Annotated in this window: 12 protein-coding genes; all 12 read right to left on the bottom strand. The window is 66.2% G+C overall.

From position 1 onward, the window contains the following. Positions 1 to 16: 16 nt before the first annotated feature. Positions 17 to 1,771 carry a serine/threonine-protein kinase gene (locus FYJ92_RS05930; protein ID WP_185263025.1) on the bottom strand — a complete coding sequence of 585 codons (1,755 nt, stop codon included), beginning with the start codon at positions 1,769 to 1,771 and terminating at the stop codon, positions 17 to 19. Beyond that, entirely contained in the window at positions 1,768 to 3,474 is a 1,707-nt protein-coding gene (locus FYJ92_RS05925; protein ID WP_185263024.1) for an FHA domain-containing protein, read from the bottom strand. The genes FYJ92_RS05930 and FYJ92_RS05925 overlap by 4 nt, the downstream gene beginning before the upstream one ends. 1 nt (position 3,475) lies before the next feature. Further along, positions 3,476 to 4,378, bottom strand: coding sequence for a PP2C family serine/threonine-protein phosphatase (locus FYJ92_RS05920; protein WP_185263023.1), 903 nt, complete (start codon positions 4,376 to 4,378; stop codon positions 3,476 to 3,478). Further along, positions 4,375 to 5,646: an RDD family protein gene (locus FYJ92_RS05915; protein ID WP_255482326.1), complete on the bottom strand. Its 1,272-nt coding sequence runs from the start codon at positions 5,644 to 5,646 to the stop codon at positions 4,375 to 4,377. Before FYJ92_RS05915 ends, FYJ92_RS05920 begins: the two co-directional genes overlap by 4 nt. A 218-nt stretch (positions 5,647 to 5,864) precedes the next feature. Next, complete coding sequence (locus tag FYJ92_RS05910; RefSeq protein WP_255482325.1) at positions 5,865 to 8,465, bottom strand: transglutaminase-like domain-containing protein; 2,601 nt, start codon at positions 8,463 to 8,465, stop codon at positions 5,865 to 5,867. Continuing rightward, a complete protein-coding gene (locus tag FYJ92_RS05905) occupies positions 8,462 to 9,793 on the bottom strand; it encodes a DUF58 domain-containing protein (protein ID WP_185263021.1) in 1,332 nt (443 codons plus the stop codon). The genes FYJ92_RS05910 and FYJ92_RS05905 overlap by 4 nt, the downstream gene beginning before the upstream one ends. 54 nt (positions 9,794 to 9,847) lie before the next feature. Continuing rightward, positions 9,848 to 10,819 carry a MoxR family ATPase gene (locus tag FYJ92_RS05900; RefSeq protein ID WP_185263020.1) on the bottom strand — a complete coding sequence of 324 codons (972 nt, stop codon included), beginning with the start codon at positions 10,817 to 10,819 and terminating at the stop codon, positions 9,848 to 9,850. A gap of 80 nt (positions 10,820 to 10,899) precedes the next feature. After that, a complete protein-coding gene (locus FYJ92_RS05895; RefSeq protein ID WP_185263019.1) occupies positions 10,900 to 17,010 on the bottom strand; it encodes an Ig-like domain-containing protein in 6,111 nt (2,036 codons plus the stop codon). 211 nt (positions 17,011 to 17,221) lie between these two features. Then, positions 17,222 to 18,346 (bottom strand): adenylate/guanylate cyclase domain-containing protein, encoded by a 1,125-nt coding sequence (locus FYJ92_RS05890; RefSeq protein ID WP_185263018.1) that lies wholly within the window; start codon positions 18,344 to 18,346, stop codon positions 17,222 to 17,224. Then, positions 18,336 to 18,935 carry a PH domain-containing protein gene (locus tag FYJ92_RS05885; RefSeq protein WP_185263017.1) on the bottom strand — a complete coding sequence of 200 codons (600 nt, stop codon included), beginning with the start codon at positions 18,933 to 18,935 and terminating at the stop codon, positions 18,336 to 18,338. Before FYJ92_RS05885 ends, FYJ92_RS05890 begins: the two co-directional genes overlap by 11 nt. After that, positions 18,928 to 19,836: a biotin--[acetyl-CoA-carboxylase] ligase gene (locus FYJ92_RS05880; protein ID WP_185263016.1), complete on the bottom strand. Its 909-nt coding sequence runs from the start codon at positions 19,834 to 19,836 to the stop codon at positions 18,928 to 18,930. The genes FYJ92_RS05885 and FYJ92_RS05880 overlap by 8 nt, the downstream gene beginning before the upstream one ends. A 68-nt stretch (positions 19,837 to 19,904) precedes the next feature. Beyond that, positions 19,905 to 20,834 carry an NAD(P)-dependent oxidoreductase gene (locus tag FYJ92_RS05875; RefSeq protein ID WP_185263015.1) on the bottom strand — a complete coding sequence of 310 codons (930 nt, stop codon included), beginning with the start codon at positions 20,832 to 20,834 and terminating at the stop codon, positions 19,905 to 19,907. Positions 20,835 to 20,866: the final 32 nt, after the last annotated feature.

Genomic DNA, 20,866 nt, shown 5'->3' with positions numbered 1-20,866 from the left:
CCGGTCTGCTCTGCCGTCACTTGCGGATGCAGGCGATCGAGTCTTCTTCCAAAGGCGAGAACGCGCCGTCGCTCCTGACGATCATCACCTGGATACAGGTGGGTTCCGTCGGATTCAACGCAACCTGGGCGGTTGGCTCGGCAGCGGACTGGTACTCGCCGTTGTTGCCCAACGCGTAGACCCGCCACTTATAGGCGTCGCCCGACTTCGGCTGCGGATTAGTCCACCTGAACGTCGCCTTGCCGGTAGCGTCCACGGTCCCCGCCAGGTCCGCGACGTCGGGGACTGTCCCATTGTCGAGGGCATCCGCCGGGGGTTTGCTGACTTGGCCGGGCTCTTCGACCTTCGGTGCCGGAGCTGAGGACGCCAGCACGATTCCGACAACGATGGCGAGGACCAGCAGCGTTCCGCCCGCCGCGGCGAGCCACACGTTGCGCTTGCCGTGGTCGGGCGCCGCCTCGGGGGCGGCTTCGGCGACCGGGGCGGGACGGCTGATCGTCGCGTCGATCTCGGGCTCGGCCCCCGCCGCCCGGTGGCCGGGCGCGGCCGACAGGCCGGCCTGCTGTCCGGACTGCTGTCCGGAATGTGCAGGAAGGAGCCTTGGGCGCTGGACAGTTGCGTCCGGCACGGACCCGTATCCCGCCGCCGGTGCACTGCCGCGGAGCATCGTGGCCTGGGCCCACTCGCCCGCGGGGCTGCTACCGTCCGGGCTGCCGCCCACCCGCTGGCCCTCCTGTTGGCCGGCCAGCTGGCCGGCAAAGAGGTTGGCCGGAACCTGGGGCCGGGTACGTGCCGGGAAAGTAGGGGCGCTGCCGGTCCGCTCCGGATCGATGGCCGCGATGCTCCGGACGCGGGTTTCCTCGAAGCCATCATCGGGGTGGTTTTCATCCAGTTGCGGCTCTTCGAATACCTCGAAGGGCGTGACCGAAAGGTTCAGTTCGGCCTGGATCCGCTGCAGGGCGAGGGCAAACGCGTGGGCTGAGGAGTACCGGGACGCCGCAGACTTGGCCATTGCCGTGGACAGTGCCCGCTCCAGTGACTCTGGAACGTCGGCCCGGCCCAGGCGCGGCAATGCCGCGCTGGTGATCCGCGAGATCAGTTCGCGCTGGGAGTTATCAGTACCGGGCATCACGAACGGCGACCTGCCGGCCAGCAGTGTGTACAGCGTGGCGCCCAGTGCCCAGACATCCACCATCACGCCGTCCACGGGGCCATCCGCGAACTGTTCCGGCGGGGACCACGGAATGGACATCCCGGCGTCGTCGTCGGCGTCGCCGCCCAGGGTGCCCGAGATCCCAAAGTCCGTCAGGGCCGGCCGGTTGTAGTCGGTCACGAGGATGTTCGCGGGCTTGATGTCCCGGTGGGCGATGCCGGCCCGGTGCGCGGTCTCGACGGCGGAGGCCACCTGGATGCCGACGGCCAGAACCTCATCAACGCTGAAGCGCTGACGGCGGTACCGGACGTCCAGGCTGGGCCTCGAGCAGTACTCCATGGCCAGGTAGGAGTGGCCTGCCTCGGTGACCTCCGCCTCGAAGATGGTCACGATGTACGGGTGCGAGGAGAGCTGGGCCATCAGGTTGGCCTCGGACTCAAACCTGCGCCGGGCACCTTCGGTCTTCAGGTCCGACAGAAGGACCTTGACGGCCACTTTCCGGCGCGGCCGGTCCTGTTCGTAGAGGTAGACGTCTGAGAACCCGCCGGAGCCGAGCAGGCTGATGTACGTAAACCCCGGGATGGGGGGCGGCGGCGCAACCGGCCGTTTGGAACTCAAGGAATCTCCTCAAAACGCAATGAGATGTCGTCACCCAATTCGGCGACGTCGCCGTCGAGCAGGATAGCCATCTCGTTCTGGGCCAGGCGGCGGGGCTGCTGGCCATCGCGGACCAGGACCGTGCCGTTTGTGGCCTTAAGATCGCAGAGCATCACGTGCCAGCCCTCCAGCCGCACTTCCACGTGGGAGCGCGAGATGTCTCCGCTGGGGCTGGCCACCTGGACCAGCCTCGGCATAACACCACCGTGCACCCGGGAAACGGACGGCTGCCGCCCAATGACCAGCGACTGGTCAAGTTCCACCAGTGCACCCGTCGAGACCCGCATCCGGCCCAGTCGTGGCCGGGCCACCTGGACGGCATCGGCGGGCAACGGCGAACCGCAGGCAGTGCACCGCGCATGGGTGGGCGGGTTGGCGTGTCCCTGGTCGCAGACCCGGGCCAGCACCAGCGGGCCGGCGGCGGAATCCGGCCCGGGAACGGGGGCCGGATGCGCGGCCATTCCGGTGAGGTCGCTCTTCATGATCGTGTGGCCGTCGTGGTCCCCGTCCAAGGCAGCCGGGTCTGCCGCTTGGACTTCTGCCGGCACGTCCGCCGTGGGCGGATTCGAAGGGGACAGATTCGACGGCGGCAGATTCAACTCCGGCAGCTTGGACGGCAGCGGTGCCTGGGTCGCAGGTGTGCTCCCGCCGGTCCGCCACGGGACCGAGTCGATGAGCCCGCCGATCATCCGGGCGGCGGCTGCGGCTGCAGGCGGCGCGGCTGCTGCCGGCGTGACGGGTGGACCTGCCGGTTCGCTGGCCGGCTGTGCAGGGGCCAGGCTGGCCGCTGCCTCCAACTGCCCTGGTGCATTCGCCTCTGCCGCATCGACCGGTGCCACCACCGCGTCGGCTGGTGCCGCAGGGGCACCGTGATCTTCCTCGGGCTCGTCCCGGACCGCCGCGTCCTCGATGCGGCGGACAACAGTCCGTTCCCAGAGGTGGTCATAGCTGCCGGTCATTTCGTGGGCCGGGACCTGATCAGGATGGGCGGGGGTCTCCGGAGCGGGCTCCTGGTCCGGCCCGGGCTCCGGCGCTTCGGCAGCAAAGTTGGCGTCATCGTCCATGAGCCCCATCACGGTTTCGGTCGAGACCTCCCGGCCATGTACGGGCGCTGGTTCAGACCCAGGTTCAGCATCCGCTCCAACGACGACGGCGACGGCGAGGGTGGGTGCCCCGTCCTCAGCGGGCAGGCCGGACGGGGCCATGGCTTCATCCACCGGACTTCCAGTGAGCGACACTGTCAGCGACTCCAGCAGGACCACTCCTTCGCTGAGCGGCAACACGTCCCCGGGCTGGCCGTCCCCGGCTACAGTGATGCGGTACCACGCGGGGGTGTCCAGCCGGCGCTCCGTCCAGGTGGTGACGTCCCGCCCGTTCAGGTCCAGGGAGCCGCCGGGCAACTGCACGGTCAGGTCCAGGTCGCCGCGAAGGAAGACCCGGAGCGCGTCGCCCGAATCGACTATCCCGAACGACGGTATCTGCGCCAGCGAAACGCCGAAACTGCTGGTGACGGCGTGAAGTACTTCGTGGACTTCCGGGGCATGCTCCAGCAGCTCCCACAGGGACTGGACCAGGGCGGGCGGGGTCCCGGGCCCCAGGAGGACAACTGTGTTGGCCCGGACAACGCCCAGCCACGTGCCCGCACTGTATGTTGCTGTTGCCATGTCAGCGTTCCCCCCTTCCGTCGTCCTGGCCGGCCGGCCGGCTGGCGTCAACAATCTGTCCCCGGGGCAGTGTGACTTCCTCCGCAGCATCAGCGGCGGGGCGGGGCGCAGTGATCGCGACGCCGCCGTCGTTCATCACGTTCCTGGCGTCCACCACAATGACGGTGACGTTGTCCCTTCCGCCATTGCGGAGCGCAGCCTGGATCAGGGCATCCACGGCGTCTTGCGGATGTCCCACGGTGCCCAGGATCCGGGAGATGTGCTCGTCCGTGAGTTCGCCATTGAGTCCGTCGGAGCAGACCATGATCCGGTCGCCCTCCTCAACGGGCAGGAGCCAGTAATCAGCTTCGATCTCGTCCCCGGTGCCCAGCGCCCTCGTCACCACGTGGCGGCGGGGATGGACGGTGGCCTGCTCCGGCGTGATTTCACCGGCATCCACGAGCTCCTGGACCTCCGAATGGTCCACGCTGACTTGTTCAAAGTGCCCTTGGCTCAGCCGGTACGTGCGGGAATCCCCGATGTTCATGACCAGCCAGTACGGCATGCCCATCTGTTCCACCACAACGGCACCGGTGAGCGTGGTCCCGGCCCGGGCGCCGGTCACTTCCCGGATGGAGCTGTCGGCGCGGAGCAGGTATTGCTGGAGCACTGCCGCCGTGACACTCCGCTCCCCGGTGGCGAGCTGCGGCATGGCAGCGAGGGCGCGCACGCACATGCCGCTGGCAATCTCGCCGGCTTCGTGTCCGCCCATGCCGTCTGCCACGGCGAAGACGGGGTCGGAGGCGATGAAGGAATCCTCGTTCAATTCGCGGCGCAGCCCACGGTCCGTACCGTAGCCGTAACTCAGGCTGAGGCCGGTTCCGTGGTCTGCGTCAGCTGGGTCACTGGCGGGCTGGGAGTTCATGCCTGTCCTAGGTGGAAGGAACGGTCACCAAAGTGGACAGTGGATCCCGGGCTGACAAAAGCGGGCACACCCGGCGGCAGCGGCGTGCGCAGGCCGTCCGGCGTGGTGACGGCGCTGCCGTTGGTGGAGTTCCGGTCAGTCACCCAAATGCCGGCACCGTCGGTTAGCAGGTGGAGGTGTGTCTTGGAGATCGAGCGGCCGGGATCACTGATCGCCAGCAGCTGGGCCTGCTGCTCCCCTGTCTGGCCCACGGGGTTCCTGCCCACCAGGACATTGCGGTCGAGCTGGAAGTCCCGGCCGTCGTCGAGCTTTATCCGCAGCACGGCGACGGGCGCCTCATACATTGCGCCGCCGCGCATCTGCGTACGGTCGAGGTCGTCATCGGGTTGGGACTGGGCGGCCGTCGTGGGAACCGCCGGGGCGGCAGTCTGCGCGTGCGGCGTCTGAAAAGGAGCGGACGACGGCGGCGCGTACGGCTGGGGTGCGAAGGACGGCTGTGCGGACGGCTGCGGCGCGTACGGCTGCACGGGTTGTTGGGCCGGCGGCTGCCATGGCTGCACCGGTGGCTGGGCGACGGGCGCCTGGGCGTTCACAACCTGGGGCGGCTTTGCTGCCCCCGCGACTGGCGAGGCGACGTGCTGGACAGGAGGGAGGTCCAGGGGCGCGAAACTGTACGGTCCCTGGATGCCGCCGGAGGTGATGGGGTTGCGGCCGTCCTTGACGTCGAACACCAGTGTTTTGGCAGCGGTGTCATGCCAGCCGCGGAGCCTGCCGTTGCGGTCCCACGTGTTGGAAACCACCACAAGTACGGCCCACACGGCGCCGATCGACAGCAGCGGGCCGAGGATGAAGACGGCCACATCGAACCATTTGAAGATGACGACAGCCAGTGCGGCCAGGAGCGCCAGGATGATGCCCGCGCCTGTGATGACGCCGCGCAGGAACACACCTCCGCCGCCGGGGGCGTAACCATCCTTGTCAGCGCTGCGGATGCCCATGACATGGTTGCCGAGGGTCTTCCCGGAGCGGGCCTCCATGCCCATCAGCACCACCAAATACACCAGCGTCAGCCCCAGGCCGATGCTGCCGAACAGGACCAGCGAGCCGGTGTCATAGATGACGAAGCCGCTGCTTTGCGTGCGGGTGATTCCCGCGAACCCGATGGCGAAAGTCACCACCAGGACCGCGACGGGGGCCAGCCAGTCGAGCACTGCTGCGCCGAGCCGTTTCCCCGCCGTGGCCGGAGCAAGCTCAAGATTGGCTGCCATTCCCGTTCCTCCCCCTGGAGCCGTTTGTACTACCGGGATAGTACCGGGATTCTGGCTGGCGTGCGCCGCCGAACGGTCCATCACAGCCCGCTGCGCGTGGTCCACGTTGAGTCCGCTGCGTGCCGCCCTGTTGGGCAGCGGAGCACCGCATGCCGTGCAGAACGTGGCGCCGCCCCGGATCAGTTGCTGGCACCGCTGGCAGCGCTCGGCCTCGTTCATCATGATTCAGTGGGGTTCTTCCTGCCAGGGTTCCGGAGAACGGTGGACTCATCAGGCTGAGACGCCGCGGTCCCGGCTCCGCTTTCCTGAACTGCCGGATTCGGATTTTGGGCAGTGTCCGGACCGGTCTCCACCCTACCGGTGGCGGACCGCCATCCGGTGGAACCGTGGCCGGAAGGACGCACCAGCGGACCTATCCCAAGCCTGGCGCCACGCAGCTTAAGGGCGTTGCGGCCATCGGCCAGCAGCGACCGGGGCGAGAAGCGGGCCTGCTGGCGCCGCCAGAACCCTACAGTCCCGGTCATCTCCTTCAGCGAGCCGTCCACGATGGTCCAGTATTCCTGAACTTCCTCCTCGCTGGGCTGGCCGGCGCCGAAGATGGAGGCATCCGCACGGTGCGCGAGCATGGTGGTGGTCTGACCGGTGGCCGGGAACGAGTCAGCGAGCACCACCGCGCTTTCACGACGGGTTGCACGCGTGTCGATGCCGGCACCCATGTCCGTGGCGAGGCTCACCATCTCGTTCCAGCCGCCTCCCACCCGCTGTGCAGGGTGCCCCTCGGTGAGGCGGGCCTTCCGGCGCCGTGATTTCAGGAGCGCGATCAGCAGCAGCGGCAGCGCCAGGATGGACAGCGGGATAAGGGCAATGCCCAGGGCCCCCAGAAGGGCACCCCAGAAGAGCCATGGATTATTCTTCTTTTCGTCGGCGTCCAGGGCGTCCGGCGAGGAATCCGGCGGCAGGTCGGCCGGTTCCTGCGGCGGGGGCGGCGGCTGCAGCACCTGCGGCTTGGGTTTGGACTTGTTTTCGGGGTCCGGCGGGATGGGGACATTGTCCTTGGGAGGCGTGGGGTCGAAGCTGACCCACCCCACCCGGTCGAACGCCACCTCAACCCAGGCGTGGACGTCCTTGCCGGTGATCTTTACCTCACCGGCACCGTTCTCCGGGCTGGTCGGATCGGGGTAGAAGCCCATGACCACCCGTGACGGGATCCCCAGGTGGCGGAGCATCAGCGACATGGACACGGCATACTGCTCGTCATCGCCGAGCATCTGCTTGGCGGTCAGGAGGTTCCTGATCCGCGACGAGCTGTGGCCGGACACACTGGGCAGCTGGCCGTCAGCGACCAGGCCGTTGCTGAAGGCACCCGTCTTTTGGAAATGTGCCTCGATCTGGCGGACCCGGTCAATCGCGGTGGACGCATCGGCTGAGAGGTCGTTGGCCTGTGACCCCACCACCGGAGGGACCTCGACGGCGTCCGGCATCGTGATCTTCGCGAAGTCGTACTGGGTCAGCTGGCCGTGTTCGAGCTTCACCGGATCGGACACCTGGACGCTGTAGGTGTCGCCTTTGGAAAGGCCCTGTGTGGTCACAGCGGTGTCGGTGCCAGCGTTGAAGTAGAGACCCGACGCCGCCGCGGAAGCACTCTGGTCAAAGCTCAGGCCGGTGGTCTTCCGGCCGCCCGGGACAAAATAGCCCTGGTAGTCCCCGATGGTGATGTCAATGGAGTAGTCATTCGACGGGACGATGCCCGAGGTGTCGGCCAGGGTGTTGATGGATTCGGTGTCCCCCACTTTGCTGAAGCTGCCGGAGCCGTGGGGGTCCATGTTGTAGTTGGTTCCGTTGAAGGCATCCAGGGCCCCCAGCCTGACCCGGCCTTCCCTGGGCAGTCCTTTGACTACAAACAGGGTGTCGTCTTTTTTGTCCTTGACGAACGTCCGGAAGCTGGCCAGGGGTGTGATGTAGTCCTTGGGGTCGAACGGCGGGACCACCACGTTGCGCAGGACCTTCCGGTCACCGCCGGCGGTGACCAGGGGCGCCGCCACCGCGGTAACGGCGACGCTTGCGGCGATCACGGCGGCTGCGGTGCCCAGCCGGCGGAGCTTGGCCCGCTGGGCCGTGGCGGCATCGGTCTGCGGACGGTTGACCGACACTTTGCGGGTGTCGCTGCGCCGCAGCGCGTCGCGGCGGAACGTGGCCCAGGCGATCCCTATGACGGTAAGCCCGATGCCGCGTTCCACCGTGAGGAAGGCGGCGGTGGTGCTGAACGCGATACCTGTAATGAATAGCACCAGAACGGGAAGCAGCGGCCAGTATGGGGATTTCAGGCGCCATGTGAGGATGCCGGACACCAATGCAGTAAGCAGCGAACTCAGGAACGGGACGATCAGGACGCCGCCGGCAGACCCCACCGGAACGCCCACCGTGAGCATGTCCTTCCAGGCGAACACAACGCCCAGGAGCAGGGTCCGCAAGGAGTCAAGGCTGGGAACAAAGCCTGCGATCGCCGCATCCGGGACTGCGAGGAGCGTGCCGAACACGAGGTATGCGCCGAGCGCGAGGGCCGTGGTGATCAGTAACCCCAGGCGAAGGTGCGCGTTGGCGGCGGCGATGCCGAGGCCCAGGAGGATACCGCCGGAGCCCGAGACCAAGTAGTAGGGGTCACCGCCGAAGCTGAGGCTGAAGCCCAACAGGCCCAACCCCAGCAGAACGGTGAGGGCGCCGGCGTCGAGCACAAAATGCCAGACCGGACGGCCGTCGGCGAACGATGATTCGTACTGCCGCTGCTGCGGGCGCGGCCGGAGATCCGGTGCGGAGCTCATGCGGCCGCCTTTCTGAGGACGATGGCGAGGTCAGCGAGGTCGCCGAGCGTCAGCACTGTCAGGTCCGCGATGTTCGCGCGGCCCGGGGCGGCACCGATTTGGAGGCGAACGGCCAGACTCCTGACGCCGAGCGGCACGGAGGCCGCGGCCGAACGGAGCTGGGCGGGTGTCACGTTGCTGCCGACAACAAAAAAGACTACGGACGCGTTGGGGACGGTGTCGGCCAGGGTCCGGGCGAGGTCGACGGCGGTCCGGCGCATGGGTGCCCCGGCGATCCGCGTCATGTCGTCCAGCATGTTCCGTCCGGTTTCGCAGCGTAGCGGCCCGTTTTGGGTCAGGACGTCCAGTTCGCGCTGTTCCCGGATGGCCTGCCGGCCGATCGAGGCAGCCGCGGAGATGGCCATTTCGAATTCCTGCTCTGACGCGTACTCGTCCGTGTTGATGGACAGCGAGATGGCCAGGTGGGCGCGCCGGGTCTCCTCGAACTGGCGCACCATCAGCTTGTTGGTCCGGGCGGTGGTCTTCCAGTGGATGTGCCGCCGGTCATCGCCCGGTACGTAGTCACGGAGGGCATGGAAGGACACGTCCGCGCTGGACAAGTCAGTGGTGGGCATGCCCTCGAGGTCGCGGATGAATCCGGCGGCGGAACCGGCCAGGGCCACCGTCTTCGGGTGCACAAACAGGTCCTCCGGTTCCGTCCACAGCACCTGGCGGCGGAGGAGGTGCAGGGGGTCGGCCCGGACGGAGCGGACAGGGCCCACCACGATGACGGCGCGGCGGGCGGTCGGAATGGTGAAAAGGTCCTCGTGCACCTGCGCGGGCTTCATCCTGGGCAGGTGGAAGACCGCGGTGGCGTTGCCCACCGGCAGTTCCAGGGCGGCCGGAAGCAGGGGCCGGGCCGAGGTGTTGGAGACGGCGATGCTTCCGACCGCACTGTCCCCCACGGCTACGCGGGTCCGGGCAAGGTCCAGGATCACGCCGTACGAGGACCGGCCCAGGATGAACCCGATGGCAATCAGGAAAAGGACAAACGCCGCGATGGCCGCGGCTTTGGCCTCTTGCCAACCGAAGGCCTGGCCGGCGATCCACAGCAGGATGGAGGCGGCCAGAACCGACCAGCCCAGGACACTGACCACCGACAGGACCGGCCACACGTAGCGCAGCCACAGGCCGCGGACCTTCTCCCATGCGGGTGTGAGGGCGAGTGCGGCGGTGCCGGTGGCTTCGGCCCAGACGGATGAGGGATGCACCCTGGTGGGTCTGCCGTTCCGGTGGGAGGGTTGCCGGAGACGTTCAGCAAGCCGGGTCAACGGAGTGCTGCTGGACATAAACGTGCCTTTGTTCGCGCTGGTCAGTTGGTGGTCTGGAGCTCCGTCGGAGCGTCAGACGGCGGCGCGCTGCTGCGGTGCCGCGAGGTCAGAGAGAACCCGCGCCAGGACAGCCTCGGCGGTGGCGCCGGAGAACTCAGCCTCCGCGTCCATCACAAACCGGTGCGTCCACACAACGGACGCCAGTTCCTTGATGTCGTCCGGCAGGACGAAGTTCCGTCCCTGCCCCGCGGCCCATACCTTGGCGGCGCGGACCATGGCGATGGCGCCACGAACGGAAACGCCCAGCCGGGTCTCAGGCGCGCTGCGGGTCTCCTCGCAGAGCCGGGAAATGTATTCAAGGACCGCCGTGTCCACGTGCACGGTGGCAGCGAGGTCGGCCATGTCCGCCACGGCTTGGGTGGTGATCACTGCGGAGATCTCTTTCGAGCGGTCCTTCAGGTTCGAGCCACCGAGCAGCTGGACCGTGGAGGCGTGGTCCGGGTAGCCGATGGAGGTCTTGATCAGGAAGCGGTCCAGCTGCGCTTCGGGCAGGCGGTACGTACCGGCCTGCTCGATCGGGTTCTGGGTGGCCATCACCATAAACGGCCGGCCGGCCTCGTAGGTGACGCCGTCCACGGTGACCCGGGATTCCTCCATGACCTCCAGCAGGGCCGACTGGGTCTTCGGCGAAGCACGGTTGATCTCGTCGGCCAGGACGATGTTGTTGAAGATCGGTCCCTTGTGGAACTCGAACTTCTGCGTTTTCTGGTCGTAGATGGTCACGCCCGTGACGTCCGAGGGGAGGAGGTCGGGGGTGAACTGGATGCGGTTATTGGACCCCTGCACCGTGGCGGCCATGGCCCGGGCCAGCATGGTCTTGCCAGTGCCGGGAGCATCCTCGAACAGCACATGGCCCTCCGCCAGCATCGCGGTGAAGGTGAGCCGGATGACGTGGTCCTTGCCGAGCACCGCCTGTCCCACATTGGCGACGAGCTTGTCGAAAGTGCCTGCAAACCATTCGGCCTGCTCGGTGGTCATGGTCATGAAGGGAATCCTTTTCAATATTTGGTGCTGGTTGGTCGGGCCGGGAGCCCCGGCGCTGTGTTGGTGCGGGCGGTATTGCGCTAGCGGTTGGGCATTCCGTTCGGCGGGTTACAACCCAGGTTGGACGTGTCGCAGCGGAGCCAGTTGCCGGCGGCCATGCCGCTGGTCAGGTGATACCAGATGCCCGTCGGGTTGTCCGACGTCTTGTACCAGACCTGGTAGCGGTCCGATTGTGAGCCGGCGCCGGCGTCAAGCCATTTACCTTCGCCCACGCACGAGGACGGGTTACCTTCGCGGTAGCTGTCAGTGCCCTTGCGCGGTTCAGTGCAACTTCGGACGGGTGACGCCGTGATGGACCACGACGTGGGCGGCGGTGGTGTGGGGTCCGCTCCGGAACGCGAGTTCGCCTGGCCGGCAGGACCCACTGCAGCAGTGACGGCACGGACTTTCAGGGTTCGGACCTGGTCCCAGCCGCCGGCCGGACGGTCATAGCGGTTTGCCAGGCCAACACTGGTCCAGGCGCCGCCTTCGTAGCTGATCTCGAAGTGATCCAGCGGGCGTCCATTGACGGCCGGGTTGTTCCAGGTCCAGTGAACGTCGCCGTCACCCTTGGCCGAGGTCTTTCCGTCAACGTTGGGTGCATTGGGCGGACCGTAGGGGTTGCCGGTACCGATGGCTTTGGCGTCCCCAGATACGTTGTTCTTGGTGGACGTGGCGATAATGGTGACCGTGATGTCCCGGCCATTGGTAAGTCCTCCGATGGTCCCACCGCCGGCGGCAATACTTCCCGACTTGCCGTCCGCGTTGTAACTGTACTGGATCTCCGTCTCCGTTGATCCGTTCCGCTGAGCCTGCGTCAGCGGCGTAAACGTCACCCGGAGCTGGCCGCTGGTACCGGTGTCAGCCACCGTCCCGCTGCTCACCTGACCGGGTTTTCCCGCGGCCCGGATGGCTGCGGAAGGGGCACTGGTCCCACTGGTTCCGGCCTTATTGGTGGCGGAGACGGTGAAGGTGTAGTTGGACTCTGAGTTGTCCACGGTGACGTTCTGCGTCGTACCTGAAGGTACCGGTTGGGTGGCAACTACTGCGCCGCCGTGCAGGGTGGTGAGGGTGTACGAGGAGATCGCGTCACCGTTGTTGTTCGGCGCGGTCCAGCTGACCTTGAGCTGGCTTTGCGCGCCCACAGCCCCAGCCTGCGACGCAGTTGGCGCGGACGGGGTGGCCGGGACACCGGCAGGTACTTCCGCCGCCGAGTATGCGCTCCATTCGGACGGTTCCTTGGCATCATTCCGGGCCAGGACGCGTACTTTATAGGAAACGCCGTTTTGCAGTCCTTTCCAGACGTAGCTGACAGCAGTCAGGTTCTGGATCTGGGCGTTCTGTCCCGCGGGCGGGGGCGAAATCTCCAGGTCGTAGGACTTCACCGGCGATCCCTTGCTGGCCGGAGCCACCCAGTTCACCGCAAGCTGCTTGTCGCCGAACTTAAGGGTCGGCGCCAGGGGTGTATCCGGTTTGACGTCGGGCCTGACCTCCGCCGAGGCGGGTGAACGGTCTGACTCGCCGAACTCGTTGGTGGCCGTCACCTCGAACAGATATTTGGTGTTGTTGACCAGTCCGGTCAGCGTGCAGGTATTGGCGGGGCATTCCTGCCTGAAGCCCGCGCCGTATACCGTGTATTTGGTGATGGGTGAGCCTCGGTCGGCAGGCGCGGTCCAGTTCAGAAGTGCTGTCCGGTCTCCGACGCTCTGGGCCTGCGGGGTGGCCGGGGCCAGCGGCTTGTCCTTGACGGTGAGCCGGATGCGGGCTGTCGCCTGCCGCGAAGATTCCTCCGTCTTGTCAGCCACTGTGTAGGACACCACCATCGTCCCGGTGAAACCGGGCGCGGGGGTCACTACAACTGAGTCGCCGGAAACATCCACGTTCCCGCTCCCGGTTTCGGTGCCGGCAGCAATGATCTTCAAGGCAGTTTCGGGGAACGGATTCGAGTCGTTGGCCAGGACTTTTACGGTGACCGGCTTCCCGGCGGCCGCGCTGGGTTCAATGTCGTCGTTGGCAATGGGCTTGGGCCGGTTGGAGGCCGTGACGGCCAGCTGGAAGGTGGCCGTTGCCTCCAGCCCGCGGGAGTCCTTGGCCTTCACCTGGACCGCACCGGTAGTGCCGGTGGCAGTGGCGCCGTCCACGGATGTCTTGAGCACCTTGCCATCGATCCTGGCGTTGAAACTGGCCGGGCTGCCGCCGACCAGTTCGTACTTCATGTTCTCCAGATCGTCCCGGTCCGGGTCAGAGGTCAGTTTGCCCAGGTCCAGGTCCGCAGACTCGCCCTTCGGCACGTCAACGTTCGCGCCCAGGAGTTCCGGCGGGTTGTTCCGGTTGGGGTCAGGCAGCACCTTCGTGCGGATGCTCAGAGTGGATTTCAGCCCGGCAGGATCGTCGACGGCGGTGCCGTCGGTGACCTCAAAGCTCAGCGAGCCCGGGCCAACGTAGTCAGCGCCGGCCGTGTACTTCAGTGCCGTTCCGTCACCGGAAACCGGGTTGCTGCCATCCGAACCGATGAGTTTGATCCGGTCCGTCTGGGTCAACCGCGGCGTGCGGCCTTCCCGGACCTTGACCCATTCCTTGAGATCGACGTTCACGGATTGGCCGGCAATGACCTCAATAACCTCGTCCTTGGCAAGGGTGGGAACCTGCTGCCCCAGCCCTGGCGCCCAGATGATGGCGGTGGACTTCTGGCCGTCCACGTCCTCGACGGTGTACGGGATCAGCTGCGGCTGTTCGGTCAGGTCCACGATCATGGTCCCGTCGGGTCCCGGGCGTGCGGTGAGTGACTCGGTACTGAGTTTGAGGTTCTCGCCGACACCGTCGGGGTCTTCATCGTTCTTGAGGACCGGCACGTCCACGGCAGTTTTGCCCATCGCCTGGGCCGAGGTGACGCGGTCGTCGCGGGCAATGGGTGCCTTGAGCGGAACCTCGTTGTCCACCACCACGCGGATGGTGGCTTGGGCGGTGGCGTCGCGGTCGTCGGCGATGGTGTAGCGGACGTTGACCGTCCCGGCAGCGCCGGGAGCAGTCAGGATGATGCGGCCGCTTGTCTTGCTGACGGTGGCCTGGAGGGCATCGTCAGCCTCGATACCGTCTGTGAGGATGCGGATGATGTCGCCGTCGGGATCGGTGTCGTTGCCGGTGGCGTCGACGGCGATCTGCCGTCCCGGCCGGACCTTGACCTCGTCATCGACGGGGGTGGGGTTCTGGTTCGTTTCGCCACGCGGGGCGATGCCGACGGTCACGGTTCCGGTGTTGACGGCACCTTGGCGGTCCACCACCTTGTAGCGGAAGGTGTCGGTTCCGGCGCCGTCGCCGGCTGCGGTGAAGTCGATGAAGTTGCTGCCCACGGTGGCGGTTCCCATGGCGGGAGTGCTGTCGACCCCGGTCAGCTGCACGGAGTCACCGTCGGGATCGATGCCGTCCAGCGGGACGGGAACGCGCACCGTTCCCGCGGCAACCACACGGGCGGTCAGATTCTGGGGCTGGGGCCGCGAGTTCTCCGCGCCTTCCAAGGGAAGGATGTGGATGGTGACGGCGGCGGCGCTCTTCTGGCCCTGCGGGTCCACGGCGTTGTAGATGGCCCGCACTGTCTTGGGCTGCGGGCCAGCGATAAAGCGCAGGGTGTTTTCCGAGACGAAGCTCTTGCCGTCCACTGCTTCCACGGCCTGCGGCAGCACGGGGTCCACACTCAGCTCCAGGCCCTGCGGGTGCGTGTCGTTGTTTAGCACCGGGATGGTGACGACGTCGTTGACCCGGACGTTCACTTCGTCGGGTTTGGGCTGGGGCGCCTCAACGACGGCGGGAGCCGGGACCGGGACCACCGAGACGCTGCCGGTGGCTGATTTCTTGCCGCTGGACATGGTGTACTCAAAAAGGAACGGGTCCTTGGTGCCCAGCACATCGGTGATGCGCAGGACGCTGTGGTCGATCACGCTGACCGAGGCCGTGATGTTGTCCGGGAGTTTCACGGACTGCAGCACCAGCACGCCGCCGGAAGGATCGGAGTCGTTGGCCAGCGGATCCAGCAGCACGCTGCCTCCGGTGGGCATAAGCGCAACGTCATGGACGGCCACGGGGTCACCGGCGTCCTTGCCGGACTCCACGTCAACCCGGATCAGGCCCTGGCTGCTTTGCGGGCCGTTACTGGCGATGTAGGTCAGGTAGACGGGTCCTGGAGTGGTGCTCCGGAACGTGAACGTGCCGCCGTCGGTGACGGGGCCGAGTTCGGCAGGACCGTTGGCCTCCACCTGTGCAAGGCGGAGGGCTCCGCCGTTGGGATCGACGTCGTTTTTCAGGGGCGCGATCACCAGGTCCTGGCCCACCACGGCAGTGACGTGATCGGCGTTGACCACAGGTGCCAGGGCACCCGGCGGCTGGACGTTCACTACAACTTTGCCAGTGACAGTTGCCCGGCCGTCCCAGATGGTGACTTGGACATTTTTCTTGCCGGCGGTGGCGCCGGAGTCCTGGAACGTGAGCAGCCCGTCCCGGCGGACTTTGACTTGGTCCTGGTCGTTGTCTGCCTTGGCGTCCAGCAGGACGAGGTCGTCGCCGTCGGGATCCACCCAGTCGGTGAGGATGTTCTGGCTGACGGTTTTGCCCTGTTCCACCAGCATGGTGGTGGAGTCTCCCCCGCGCTTGAAGACAGGCGCCTTATTCTCATCAGGTCCCACCACGTTGAGGGTGACCTGTCCGCCGGCTGAAAGTCCCCGCCCGTCCGCGGCGTTGTAGCTGAATGTCTCGGCGCCTGGCCTGGCGTCCGCGGGAACGGAGATCTGGAATGCGGTGCCGCCGTAGATGCTTTCCAGCGTTCCGGCTTTGGGCCCTGAACTGCCGACCGCGGCGGTCAGGACGTCGCCGTCGGGATCCGAATCGTTGTCCAGGACGCTGAGGATGGTGGTCCGTCCCGGGCGAACGCCCAGGGAGTCAGGTTTGGTTTCCGGCGGCCGGTTGGGTTTGGTACGGTCCGGCAGGACGTTGACGGTGTTGTTGTCCGCCGATTCCTGGTCCTGCTCGTCGGATTCGTTTTTTGGCGGAACCACATCGTCCCAGTTGTTCACGAGCTGCATGTTCTGGTTCACCAGCCACACATTCCCGGAATTCACATCGTTCAGGACCACCAGGTCCCGGTTCACCCGGAAAACATACGACGGCGACGCACTCGCCTTAGGCACATCAACGTTCTTATCATCAGCATCATTGACACAGTCCCGGACGTACTTGTTCGCCCCGGACCACGCAGCGTGCACACACCCGGCCAGCTGCACCGGAGCCGCCGGCACACCCTCACCATCAAAGGCCACCGTCTTCGCCGTCGAACCATCCAACGGCTGCTTCAACAACGCCTTCTGCGTCGAAACCGCCACAAAATCACTCGCCGGACCGCCCTGCTGCAGCTTCGCATCCCGCGCATTATCCAACTGCAACCGCTTACCACCGGGCAGGAACATCTTCCCCGCAGCAGCATCCAACACCACCGGCTTATCCCCCACCACCGTGATCTGCAGATCACCAGCGCCCCTCAACTCACCCCACGTACTGGAATCGCTGGACACGACTTCGCCGTTCGCGTCCACCGCCGTTACAGTCACCGCGCCAGATTTGGGGTCGGCACTGTAGATCCGGTCATCGGCGCCAACCGCGGAGACCAGACCTTCGGAACCGACCATCACAGGTTCGGATGCTTCCTGGTCAAAACCGTTAACGGTGGTCGGCGAGACGGCCCAGACCTTGCCGGATGCCGCGTCCGTCACCGAGATCACGCTGGCGCCGAAGCTCACATCCGCCGAACCCGGCAACTGCTTGTCCCCGCCCAGGCGCATATTCGCCGGAGAAACCTGGTTCAGCGTTGAACCCGTCTCATCATCCACAAACACATCCCCGGCATTCTGGAGAATATCGAAAGTAGTACTCGCCGGCGTGACGGCACCATCGAGTACGCGCGACGGATAATTCAGCCGCCCCACCGCATTCTTGGACTTGCTGACTACCCACACACCGCCGTCGTTCAACTCCACCTCAGTGGTCTTGAACCCCGGATAAATGATCGCGCCGGCGACCAACACGGCGGCGGCCGCGGCAAAGGCCGAACCCGTCACGATCTTATTGTGGCGTTTCTTGAGACCGAACTTCCCCAGCAGTGATGTCACAGCGTTACTATTCCCTCAATTGTGTGGCTGCCCCCGTGGCGCCCCCTCCAAGGACCCGATACCGGGCTCTCTGTTCCCGGGGTCAGCCTACCGAAGCATTGCAGCTGCGGCGATGGGGAGCGCTCCCCTGGTCCTGCGCGACGGGGAGCCCGCCACGGTCGACTATAGCGCGATACGCCAACAACTGGATAAATGCGGGGGCGGCAACGCCCTAGTCGAGGACCAGGCCTTTTCCTTGGCCGCGCGCCAGGAGTACCGGGTGGATTTCGCCGAACCCGCGGACATTTTCGGCGGCCTTCGGAACGAGAATGAAGCGTTTGTCCTGGTCCAGCGCGGAAGCTGTCATGGAGTCGATCAGGACCGTTCCCGGCTCCGCCAAGGTGGTCAGCCGGGCGGCGAGGTTGACCGTCGGGCCGTAGACGTCACCCAGCCGGGACAGTATCCGGCCCCAGACCATCGCCACCCGCGCTTCCGGCAGGATCTCGTCTTCGGTGAACGCCTGTGCCAGCGCCAGCGAGATCTCCGCTCCGGCTGCCGGCGTTTCGGCGATATACAGGACTTCATCGCCTACTGTCTTGACCAGCCGCCCGCCGCCCACGGAAATGATTTCGGCGCATTTGTTCTCAAAGCGCTGGACCAGCCGGGCCAGGGTCTTTTCGTTCATCCGGCGGGAGAGACTCGTATAGGACACCAGGTCAGCAAAACCGACGGCGCGGGCCAACGGCAGCGGGGCATCGTCTTCATCGCCATCGCGGCCTTCTTCGCTGGCCTGCAAGCCAGCCTCGGCCCGCACGGCCAGGCGTTGAACGCCGGCATTGAGTTGCCTCCGCCACGAATAAACCAGCATCTCCTCCAGTGCGTCCAGCAAGGAGGGCAGTTCCTTCACCAGGCGCTTGCGGGCCACGGCGTCCGTGACGCCCTGCTCGTGGACCATGTCCTCCACCAGAGCCTCGATCTGCCAGACCACCATGCGGTCTGTCATCTGTCCGATGGACCGGGTCACGGAGATGGCGGCTTCTTCGGTCAGCACCCCGGTGCGGACCAGGTCAACCACCGTGGACAGCGCCGCCTGATCCCGTTCGGTGAAGGCGACGTCTTCGTCGCCGAAGTTCGGAAAGCCGAGGGCACGCCACAGCTTCCGCGCCGACAGGAGGGACAGCCCTGCCCCGGCGGCCACCTCACGGCGCCGCAGCTTCCGTTCGCCGCCCAACAGCCTGGCCTCGAGCGCCTTGGCAGCCACTCGCTCGGGAGACAGTGTGCCTGTTGCCGGGTGGGCAGTTTCAGGCACGGCGGGAGCCGGCAGGTCCGCTTCGTCCCGCTGGTCCTCATCGTTCATCGTCTCCACCTTCTCTCAACTCCCACGGCAGCGCCTGGTTTGTATAATCCGATACCTCACCGGTCCCCGGGTCCCCGCCCGCGGGCAGTTCGTCTATTGCATCCAGCACGAAGTCCCGGAACCGTACTGCTTCCGGGACGTCCTGGATGCTCACCACACCTTGGTACCCGGTTTCCAAGGATATATTCCCGGAGCGCAATATGCGCTGCAGCACCGACTGGTGGACCGTGACGTGGCGGATCGACGCGAGGTTGACCTGCTCGTCCCGGCGCCGCACCATGCCATAGCGGGCAACAATCCGTCGGCTCGTGAGGACGTACCGGGTTGCCTGCCACCGCAGGAGCCGAGGCAGGCAATATGCCAACCATATCCACGCTGCGGCCAGGACGCATGCCAGGACGATCCACGGCGTCCAGTCAGCGGAAGCCACGGGCATTAGTCGGGTCGCCTCGCCGCGCACGGTCCAGGCACAGGCGAAGGCTGCCGCGGCCGGCGCCGCAATAAAGGCTGCGGCAGGGCCGGCCAGCTTCCTCGGCTGCGGGCGGGTGATCGTAATGACCTGCTCGCCCGGCACGAGGCCTTTACGCATAGCCGCTTTCGGTGCCCTGGCCGGGCGGGGCCCACGGGCGCAGATGGACTACATCGCCGGCGGTGACCACATGTTCCCGGCGGTCCTTGTCCACCACCAGGAGTGAGCCGTACTCGTCCAGCCTCGAAGCGTGCCCGATGATCTCGTGGTCACCGGGCAGCTGCGCACGCACTTGCTTGCCCAGCGTCACCATGACGGACTCCACCCGTTTGTGGAGCGACGCGCCGCCGGCAATCCCGGCGGTGGGGTCGCCGTCGGCATTGCAGAAGCTGCGGTAGAGCACTGTGAAATGGGCGAGGTAGCTCTTGAGCAGTAGGGTCCTATCAACAGTCAGCGGCTCTTCCAGGGCAACCGACGTCGCTGTGGGCACCGGGAGTTCTGATGCGGTCAAAGTCACGTTCAGGCCGGTCCCCAAAATAACCGGCGGAACGGAACCGTCCCCCATTGGCCCCAGCTGGGCCAGGATGCCGGCGATCTTGCGGCCACGGACCAGAACGTCATTGGGCCACTTGAGCTCGGCCGGAATCCCTGCGGCCTCGGTCAGCGTCTCCCGCAGCGCGAGTGCGCCCAGCAGTGACAGCCACGAATACGTTTGGGTGGGCAGCGGCCTGCCCTCTGCGTTAGCGGGCCGCAGGACGAGTGACACCGACACCGAGCTCATCGGAGGCGCCTCCCAACGCCGGTCCAGGCGTCCCCGGGCGGCGGTCTGGTACTCGGCAGTCAGCACTGACAGGTCCGGCCACTCTTTGGGTTCAACGGTCACCGAGCGCAGGAGGTCGGCGTTGGTGGAGCCGGTGGAGTCAACTACCACCACCTTGGCGATGCCCGTGGCCGCAAGGAAATCCTGGTCCGCCAAGGCCCCGCGATTCAACGGATTTCCTGGGGTGTGTGCGTCATCCATGGTTGAATCCTATCGACTCAAGCGCCGCCACTGGCCGTTCCCGCAGCCACACGACTGGAACCGCGGCTCTAGAGGAATATGTCCGGAACCAGCCGATCCTCCGCCGCCCCGAGGCTGTACGGACGGAAATCAGTGACACCCGCCGCGCGAAGCACCTCTTCGTCCGTGTAGAAGTTGCCACTGGGGGAACCCGCACTACCCCCGTCATTGCCGGCCCCGTGCGCGCCGGCCAGGTGGCTGCCGGTCAGGACGGCATGGGCTGCGTCGGCCATGACCTGCGGTCCGCGGGCAGCGCGGACGATTTCCTGGCCGCCGGGCATGTTCCGGATGGCCGCGGTATCGATGAGGGTGCACGGCCAGAGTGAGTTGACGTTGACGCCGTCGGCCTTGAGTTCTTCGGCAAGGCCAAGCGTCGTGAGGCTCATCCCGTATTTGGCCATCGTGTACGCCAGATGCTTGCCTGCCCAGTAGGGGTCAAGATTCAAGGGCGGCGAGAGCGTCAGGATGTGCGCGTGGGCCGATTTACGCAGCGCCGGCAGCGACAGCTTGGACAGCAGGAATGTCCCGCGGACGTTGATGTCCTGCATCAGGTCGTAGCGCTTCATGTCCACGTCGTCGGTGGAGGAGAGATCAATCGCGGACGCGTTGTTGAGGACGATGTCGATCCCGCCGAAACGCTCGACGGCGGCCGCCACGGCTCCGACGACGTCGTCGTCACTGCGCACGTCACCCACGATGGCCAGGGCCTGGCCCCCGGCGGCTTCCACCTGCTCGGCGGCGGTGAAGACAGTGCCTGCCAGCTTGGCATGGGGCTGACCGGTCTTGGCCATCAGGACAATATTGGCACCGTCCTGCGCGGCCCGGGTGGCAATGGCCAGCCCGATCCCGCGGCTGCCGCCGGACATCAGAATGGTGCGGCCCCGAAGGGACCCGGCGGCCTGGTAGGGCGTTGCGGCGGCGGCCCGGTACGGAGTCGCGGGATCGTTGCTGGAAGTCATGGCTCCACTGTAGCCGAGGTATGTTACTGGCC

Origin of the sequence: Pseudarthrobacter sp. NBSH8, assembly GCF_014217545.1 — a bacterium.
GTDB lineage: Bacteria > Actinomycetota > Actinomycetes > Actinomycetales > Micrococcaceae > Arthrobacter.
The sequence above is the reverse complement of the archived record's forward strand: the minus strand, read 5'-3'. Positions and strand labels throughout refer to the sequence as shown.